This is a genomic window from Parafrankia sp. Ea1.12, from assembly GCF_900465275.1.
Lineage (GTDB): Bacteria > Actinomycetota > Actinomycetes > Frankiales > Frankiaceae > Parafrankia > Parafrankia soli.
Window position 1 is genome coordinate 1 of record NZ_UBIZ01000537.1, and the last position, 8,568, is coordinate 8,568.

General features: G+C 75.0%; 6 protein-coding genes and 1 pseudogene. 1 reads left to right on the forward strand and 6 read right to left on the reverse strand.

The window, feature by feature from the left end:
• Nucleotides 1-1,742 (forward strand): serine/threonine-protein kinase (locus FMEAI12_RS30890; protein WP_146776805.1); only part of this gene is annotated, 1,742 nt, incomplete at its 5' end.
• A 42-nt stretch (nt 1,743-1,784) separates the two neighbouring features.
• Here FMEAI12_RS30890 and tyrS read toward each other — a convergent pair.
• From tyrS to FMEAI12_RS30915, 6 genes and pseudogenes are all read right to left on the reverse strand, one after another.
• Entirely contained in the window at nt 1,785-3,182 is a 1,398-nt protein-coding gene (gene tyrS / locus FMEAI12_RS30895; RefSeq protein WP_112108803.1) for a tyrosine--tRNA ligase, read from the reverse strand.
• Between the two features lie 139 nt (nt 3,183-3,321).
• A complete protein-coding gene (locus FMEAI12_RS30900) occupies nt 3,322-4,578 on the reverse strand; it encodes a nucleotide disphospho-sugar-binding domain-containing protein (protein WP_112108804.1) in 1,257 nt (418 codons plus the stop codon).
• Between the two features lie 170 nt (nt 4,579-4,748).
• Nucleotides 4,749-5,372 (reverse strand): helix-turn-helix domain-containing protein, encoded by a 624-nt coding sequence (locus FMEAI12_RS30905; RefSeq protein ID WP_071061587.1) that lies wholly within the window; start codon nt 5,370-5,372, stop codon nt 4,749-4,751.
• Nucleotides 5,373-5,640: 268 nt separating this feature from the next.
• Nucleotides 5,641-6,237, reverse strand: coding sequence for a DinB family protein (locus FMEAI12_RS30910; protein WP_112108805.1), 597 nt, complete (start codon nt 6,235-6,237; stop codon nt 5,641-5,643).
• 206 nt (nt 6,238-6,443) lie between these two features.
• Nucleotides 6,444-6,812 (reverse strand): carbonic anhydrase, encoded by a 369-nt coding sequence (locus FMEAI12_RS39380; protein WP_255565765.1) that lies wholly within the window; start codon nt 6,810-6,812, stop codon nt 6,444-6,446.
• 98 nt (nt 6,813-6,910) lie between these two features.
• Nucleotides 6,911-8,512, reverse strand: a pseudogene (locus FMEAI12_RS30915) (SulP family inorganic anion transporter); the annotation flags it as partial.
• Nucleotides 8,513-8,568 lie beyond the last annotated feature (56 nt).

An 8,568-nucleotide genomic window follows, 5' to 3' on the forward strand; every position in this document is an offset into this window, starting at 1 on the left:
CCTCCCAGCGTTCCAGCGGCGGGCCGGCCGACGACTTCCCCGCCCCGCTCAGCGCCGACGACCCTCGGGAGATCGGGCCGTTCCGGCTGCACGGCCGGCTGGGCTCCGGCGGCATGGGCACGGTGTATCTGGGCCACTCCCCGGGGCAGCGGCCGGTCGCGGTGAAGGTCATCCGCGCCGACATGGCGTCCGACAGCGAGTTCCGGCGTCGTTTCGAGCGGGAGGTCGCCGCGATGGGCCGGGTGAACAGCCTGTTCACCGCGCCGCTGATCGCCGCGGACGTCGCCGCGGACCGCCCGTGGCTCGCCACCGCCTACATCCACGGCCCGACGCTGCGCGACAGCGTGCTGCGCAACGGCCCGCTGCCGCCGTCCAGCCTGCTCCGGCTGGCCGCCGGGGTGACGGAGGCGCTCGTCGCCATCCACGGCGCGGGGGTCGTGCACCGTGACCTGAAGCCGGCGAACGTGCTGCTGGCGATCGACGGGCCCCGCGTGATCGACTTCGGGATCGCGCGGGCAGCCGACCACGCGGGCAGCACCACCACCGGGAAGGTCATCGGATCGCCGCCGTACATGTCGCCCGAGCAGGCTCGCGGCGAACGGGTGGACGCGGCCTCCGACGTGTTCGCCCTCGGGTCGGTGCTCGCCTTCGCCGCGACCGGGCGCAACGCCTTCGGCGAGGGCAACACCGCCGATGTGATCTACCGCGTGGTCCGGGGGGAGCCGGAGCTGACCGGCGTGGACGGCGACCTGCGCGCGCTGATCGAGTCGTGCCTGGCCAAGGCGCCGCAGCGGCGGCCGACGCCGGCCGAGATCCTGGGCCGCTGCCACGCCCAGCTCGGGGCCAGCCCCCGCCCGCCCGGCTGGCTGCCCGTGCCGGTGATCGCAGAGATCAGCCAGCGGCTGCGGCATCCGGCCGTGGTGGACCGTCCCACGGAGCCGGCCCGCCGCCCGGTGCGGGGGCTGGTGGTCGCGGCGTCCGTGCTGACCACCGCCACGGTCGTCGCGATGACGCCGGCGCGCAGCGTCCTCACTCCGTGGGAGCTGCTCCCGAGCTGGGGCGACGGCGCGCAGGCCCCGCGGGCGCCGTCGAGCCCGCCGCCCACGCCGACCGCCGGGGGCGTGGCGGAACAGCGGTCGGCCGAGCGGCAGTCGGCGGGCAGCCGGCGCACCACCGACGGCCGCGGCGCCGGGACATCCGCCGGCACGCCGAGTGGCACGTGGGACGGCCTGGCGGACGGCGCGGCGGGCGGCACGTCCGCGGGGACGCCCGGCGAAGCGACCGGAGGCACCGTCGGCGGCGCCGCGGGCGGCCTGGAGCAGGGCCTGCCGGGCACGGGCCAGGATCCGGGAACGGGCCGGGGACCGGCCGGCGGCCCGGTTCAGGCGCCGGCCGCCCCGCGGTCCGGCGGGAGCGGCGGCCAACCGGCCACACCCGGGACACAGCGCCCACCGGCCGTGCCGCAGGCGCCGGGTCCGGGTCCGTCCTGGCCGTTCCCGTCGCAGGGCTCGGGCGCGACGAACCCCCCACCAGCGCAGCCGCACCCGACGCCGGAATCACCCATGGCCACCGACCCGCCCCCACCAGCGACGCCGGAGGACCTGCCCAGGACCACCGCACCCCCGCCGGAGACGCCCCCGCGGACCACTCCGCCACCGGAACCGGCACCGCCCGAGACCCCGGCGACGCACCCCGGCTCACCGCCGGCGGAGACCGCCCGCACGGAGGCTCAGGACCTCTGACACCGACGCCGTGCGACCGGTGCCCGCGCGGCGCGGCTGCCGTCAGCCGGCAGGCTCGATCCGCGCCAGCTTGCGGCCGACCTTGAGATACACGGCACCGGACCGGCCGTCGAGCCTGTCCTTGAGGACGGCGGACAGCGGCTCCCGGACGTCGTCCGGCGTGAGCGGCACCTGGGTCTGGCCCTCCTCGGACTCGACCACCAGCCGCAGCCCGTTCTGCTCCGCGACCCGGCGGACGTCGCCGTTGCTCTTCGCGAACCCGAGCCCCCGCACCGCGTCGGCGACGGTCGCGCCGAGATCGGAGAGCACCGGCAGGTCTTCGACCTCGGCGAAGGTGCGGCGGGAGAACCGCGCGACGAACTCGGCCCGGGCCGTCATCGCGGCGTCCACCCCGTGGATCGCCGCCGTCACCTCGCCGGCGAGGATCTTCTTGAGGTCCATCGGGTGCGCCGTGCCGGCCTCGCGCCGGGCGGCCAGGACGGCGAGCTCGGAGTCGCGCCACTCGCTGAGCGCGCGGAAGTACGGCTCGACGAGCCGGTCCGGCACGGACATGATCTTCCCGAAGATCTCACCGGGCGCGGCCGTCAGCGGGACGTAGTTGCCGCGGCTCTTGCTCATCTTGGCGCCGGTGCCGTCGGTCCCCTCGATCAGCGAGGTGGCCACGACGATCTCCGGGGTCTGGCCGCAGATCTCCATGACCTTGCGGCACATCTGCATGTTCAGGAACTGGTCGATGCCACCGATCTCCAGGTCGCTGTCGACCTCGACCGAGTCCAGCGCCATCACCACCGAGTACAGCAGCTCGGCCAGGGAGAGCCCGTGGCCGGCGTCGAGGCGACGCCGGAAGTCCTCCCGCTGCAGCGACATCGACACCGGGATGCGCGAGACGATCTCCAGCAGCCGCGGCAGCCTCACCTCGCGCAGCCAGTCGCCGTTGCGGCGGAACTCGGCCCGTTCGAAGTCGAAGAACGGGGTGACCTGGGCCCGGTAGGTGGTCAGGTTGCGGGCGATGTCCTCGTCGGTGAGCGCCGGGCGCTCGTCCGACCGGCCGGACGGGTCGCCGATCTTGGCGGTGATGTCACCGACGATGAACACGACGCGGTGCCCCATCCGCGCGAACCGGCTCAGGAGCAGCATCGGCACCGCGTGGCCGAGGTGGACCTCGGCGCCGGTCGGGTCGATGCCGAACTTCGCCACGAAGGGACGTGACCGGGCCGCCGCGTCGCCGATGCGGGCCGCCAGCGCCTCCGATGAGGGCTGCAGGTCCTGCGAGCGCTCGGCGATCAGGGCCGCCTGCTCGGCGGGGGCGAGGTCGGAGAGGTCGAGGCCGCGGCGTTCGGTGGTCTGCTCCAGCAGCTCACGCACGGAGGCGTCGGACGCCAGGTCGGCCCCGCCGAGCAGCGCGGTGACATGGTCGACGGAGGCTCCGAGTCGGGTCATGGCGACAATGGTAGTCAGCGCCGAGCGCCCTGATCTCCGCCCGACTCTCCGCCCGACTCTCCGTCCGACTCGATGGCCCGGCAGCGCCCGGCGGGTCCGCGGCCAGGCCGGACGGTCTCGGCGCGGACCACCCTCCCCGTCAGGCGGCGGGCCGTGCGGCGGCGGGCCGCGGCGCGGCCGCGAGGCCCTCGGCCTCGGTGGCGAAACTCTCGCCGCCGCCGCTCGCCCTGATCCGGCGTGCGGCGTTCAGCGCCCCGGCGCGCCTGCTCATCGCGGTGCGCAGCGCGTCCCGCAGCCGCTGCGCGGTCAGCCGCCTGGCCGGCAGCATGACGCCTGCGCCGGCCTCCACGACCCGGCGCGCGACCTCGGGCTGATCCCGCCCGAACGGCACGGCGACGACGGGCACACCGGCGGCGATGGCCTTGTGCACGATGCCCATACCGCTGTGGCAGATGACGGCGGCGGCGCGCTCGAGCACCGGGCCGTGCGGCACGAACCGCTCGACCCGGACGTTCGCCGCGGCCGGCAGCTCGACGTGCCCGTAGGCGTCCGCCAGGGTGATCACCACGCGGACCGGCTCGTCGCGCAGGGCCTCGACGGCGGCCACGGCGAGGCGTTCGTCGCCCTGGTAGTCGGTCGAGGTGGTGACGAGCACCCAGGGGTCGCCGTCCTCGGCGAGCCAGGCCGGTGCCTCGCCGGGCGGGTCGTAGATCTGGGCGCCGACGAAGCGGACATGCTCCGGCGCGTCCGAGCGCGGGTACTCCAGCGGGTCGCCGGTCAGCACCAGAAGCCGGTCGGCCTCCAGGAAGTAGTCGATCGGGCTGGTCAGCGGCGGCAGAGCGGCGTCCGCCCGCATGGCGTTGAGCGGGGGCAGCATCGCCGCGCCGAACTGGCGGATGACCAGCGGCCACACCACCCGGTCGCGCAGCCGGCCGAGCGGCCCCCGTCCCGGCACGAGGCCCAGGCCGTACGGGGGGATTCCCTTGCCCGGCAGGGCGACAAGGGACGGCAGCACGATCCCCCACGGCCGCCCGGACGCCCGCGCGGCGATCGCGGCGCCGTAGGCGTTGGTGTCGACGAGGATCACGTCCGGGTCCACCTGGGCGACGGCCCGTTCGAGGTCGGCCCGCTCCAGGGGGCCGCGTGACATCAGCCCGGCCAGCGCCCGTCGGAGCTGGGCCGGGCCGGTGCCGCTCGCGTCCGCCTTCACCTCGATCTCGTCGATGCGCGGGTCGGTCGGCGCGACGTTCAGGCCGTCGGCCCACGGGCCGTCCACCAGCCGCGCGCCGATGCGCAGGTGGATCTCGTGCCCCCGGTCGCGCAGGGCGCGCAGGCCTGGGACCAGCGGAAACAGGTGACCGGGAGCAGTCGTGCAGTAGACGAGGTAGCGGGCCATGTGGGCACTCCTTGGGCAGGGCGGACCGCCGCCTGGAGCTGGAGCCACCGGCGGAGAACGCGGGACGTGGGATCTCGCGCGGGACGTGGCATCTCGGGAGACGACGCGGGGGGATGGGGTGGATGCGGATCGCGGCGGCGAGAGGCCGGGGCGAGCTGGGGACCGGCGGGCTAGGGAGTGGTGGACGAGTCCGGACCGGCCAGGCTGGAGCCCGGGCCGCCCAGGCAGGCCGCGATGAGGTCGGCGACCGCCGCGCGGGTGGCCTCGACGGAGAGCCCCTCGTCGTTGCGGAGCACGAGCCAGAGCTCGACGCCGCACACGGCCGTGAGCCGGCCGAGCAGGTCGTGCCGGGCGGCCGGGGGGCGGCGGTCGAGCTCGGCAGCGAACGCGGCGGCCGTCCAGGCCCGGTGGGCCTGCCGGCCGGCGGCCGCGGCCTCCGCCAGTGCCGGGGAGACGTCCTGCTGGCGGATGGCGCGGTCGGTCACCTGCCCCCACCGCTCGTACTGGCGGGCCAGGCGCTCGGCGACCACCGCCGGGTCGGAGACGTCCGGCTCGCCCCGGGCCCCCTCGATCTGCGGGACCAGCCAGGCGTTGACGGCGCGGACGAGCCCGTCCTTCGTACCGACCCGCCGGATGACGGTCTGGACGCCGACCTCGGCCCGCTCGGCGACCGCGGCGAGGGTGATCTGGTCGAACGGCCGCTCCCCGAACAGCTCGGCGCCCGCGGCGAGGATGCGCTCGGTGTTCGCGTCCGCCGACTCGGCCCGCCGTCGCTGCTGGTAGGTGCGCGTCACTGACCCCGTTTTCACGGTAGTGACGTTACCGCCAAATTGAGGACGACGGGACCTCCACCCGTGTCGCCCGCGCGACGCCTCGCCACCCGCCACCCGGCCGTCGCGAGGCCCCACATATCTGACGTCAACGTCAGATGGAAGTACTCCAGTGCGACCGTGACAACTCCCGAAACGAACCCCGGCGCCGGGACGCTCGGCGTCGGCACCCCTACCGGAACTCGCCGAGTGACCGGGCGCCGCCCGGGGGCGGCGGCCCGCTCGGCTCCGCTCAGCCCATGGTGCGGCTGCCGTCGAGGCTCTCGCGGATGATGTCCGCGTGGCCGGCGTGCTGCGACGTCTCGGCGATGATGTGGAGCAGGACGCGCCGCATCGACCAGCGCGCCCCGGGCTCGAACCACGGGGCCTCGGGCAGCGGCCGGGTCACACCGAGATCGGGCAGCGACCCGACAACCTCCGTGGTCCGCTCGGCCGTGGCCTCGTAGTCGGCGAGCAGGCCGGTCAGGGTGTCGCCCATCAGCATCTGGTGCTGCTTCATCCAGCTCTCGGCGTCCGCCTGCTGGTCTCCGCCGAGAATGAAGTCGACCCAGGACCGCTCGGTCGCGGTGACATGCTTGATCAGCCCGCCGAGGCACAGCGCGCTGACGGTGGTGCGCCGGGCAGCCTGTTCGTCGGTCAGGTCACGGACGGTGTAGCGCAGGAAGTGCCGGTGCTTCGCCAGCGTCGCGAGCAGGTCCTCCTTCTCGCTGACGGTCCCGCCCTCGACGGCGCTGTCCGCCTCGCTGACTGTGTTCGGGTCGGTGACGGTGCCGGCCTCGGTGACGGTGCCGGCCTCGGGGCCGCTCTCGACGTCCACGGTGCTGTTCATGGTTCCCACCTCTGCTCGCCGGTGACTGCTCGCCGGATGACTGTGGAGCCGACGATAGGAACCCTCGCGGACAGCTTCTGTCCTTGGCGGGAACCCGACCCGGCAAGTCGAGGCCGGAGCTGGGCGAGACGGCAGGCGGGGTGGCGGCGGGTCGGGTGCTGCCCGCCGCCACCTGCGCCGTACTCGGGGTGGGGCCGACCGACGGGTCAGCCCCGGGTGGCGTCGGCCAGGCGCTGTCCGCTCTCCAACACTGGGACGACGCTGACGGTCGGGATCTCGAACCGGTCGGTCGACTCGTTCAGGACGATCGCGCGCGCCGTGGCGATGTCGAACCACATGCCGACCAGCTGCAGCCGGCCTTCGGCCTCGGCGCGGCGCACCACGGACAGCCCGCGCAACGCGACGAGCTGCTGCGCGACGCTGACCCGGCTCAACTCGTCGGGCTCCGGTGGAAGGCCACCGGCGTCGCGGGCCGCGCGGGCCAGGGCCGGTTCGCCGTGGCGCAGCCAGGCCTCCAGGTTGCGCAGCGGGCCCACACTGGAGCCGCTGTGGCCGGGTGTGCCCCGGTCGAGCAGGGCGGCGACCGCACCGCATCCGGAATGTCCGCAGAGGCGATGGTCCGGACGCGGAGCACCTCGACGGCGTACTCGATCGCGGCCAGGGTCGAGTCACCGACCGCCTGCGGACCGGGGACGAACGCGCCCGGCGTGCGCACGGTGAACAGATCCCCCGGGCCGCTGCTCGTGATCACGTTCGGCACGAGCCGCGAGTCGCTGCAGGTGATGAACAGGGTCGACGGCCGCTGCCCCGCGGTCAGCTCGGTGAGGAACGGCTCGATCATCGGGGCCGTCCGGCGGTGGAACTCGTCCACGCCGTTGAGCAGGTGCTGGCGGTCGTGGAGCTGGCCGTGCTGCCAGTCCGACCAGGGGGCGAGCCAGCGCGGCGGCCGCGCCGACCGGGCGTGCCGGCCGGTGGAACGCCCCCCGAAGAGGCTCTTGGAGAGTCGTCCCTCGCGGGGCCGGGCCGCGACGGTGGGGATGGCCAGCGGTGCGGCCCCCACCTCGTCGACGGTCACCGTGGCACCGGCGCGATGCCGCTCGGCGATCCAGTCGTCCAGCATCTTGTGCGCGCCGTGGTCGAGGTAGTCGACCGCCAGGTCGAGCCGGACGGACGCCCCGGCGGGCACCTCGGCGAGCCGGCGGGACAGCCTGGGCAGGGAGAGGAAGGTCAGCGCGCCCTCGACGACGACCCGCCACGGCGAGCCGGGGCCGGTGGGCGGGTGCACGTGGACCGGCGCCACCAGCGTCCGGCGCAGGGCGAGCAGCAGTGCGGTGGCGATCCCGATCAGGACGCCCTCAAGCAGGTTGAACAGCACCACGCCGACGACCGTCGTCAGGTAGATCGCGAGCTCGCCGTGGCGGGCGATCGCGCGGATGTGCGCGAGGTCGACGAGGCGGATGCCGATCACGACCAGCAGGCCGGCGAGCACGGCGAGCGGGATGCGCCCGACCAGCGGCGCCAGCAGCAGCGCGAAGCCGGCCATCCACAGGCCGTGCAGGATCGCCGAGGCGCGGGTGCGGGCACCGGCGCGGACGTTCGTCGAGCTGCGGACGATGACGCCGGTGACCGGCAGCCCGCCGAGCAGGCCGGAGACCGTGTTCGCGGCGCCCTGGCCGAGCAGCTCGCGGTCGAGGTCGCCACGCGGGCCGGAGTGCATCGCCTCGACGGCGACCGCCGACAGCAGCGACTCGATGCTCGCGACCAGGGCGACTGTCAGCACGGCCAGCGTGATCGCGCCCCAGTCACCGCCGGCGGGCAGCTCGGGCAGGGCGATCGCGCCCAGCAGGTCGTCGGGCAGGGCGACCCGCGGGACGTCGAACGGGAGCGACGCCGCGGTCACCATCGACACCGCGGCCAGCGGTGCCGGTATGGACGGCAACGGCCGGGGCAGCCGCGTCCACACCACGGTCAGCGCGATGGTCGCGATGCCGAGCAGCGCTGCCGCCGGGACGGCCGGCGACACGATCTCGCCGGGCAGGACGATCAGGTTGTCCCAGGCGGCCGAGCCGGCGGTACCGCCGAGCACGACGTGGATCTGCCCGATGACGATGGTCAGGCCGATGCCGGCGAGCATGCCGTGCACCACCGCGGGTGAGATGGCCAGGGCCGCGCGGGCGACCCGGCTCAGGCCGAAAAGGATCTGCACCACGCCCGCGGCGGCGGTGACGAAACAGGCGGTCCGCCAGCCGTGCGTGGCGACGATCTCGGCCACCACCGCGGTGAGGCCGGCCGCGGGGCCGGAGACCTGCAGCGGGACTCCGCCGACGGCGC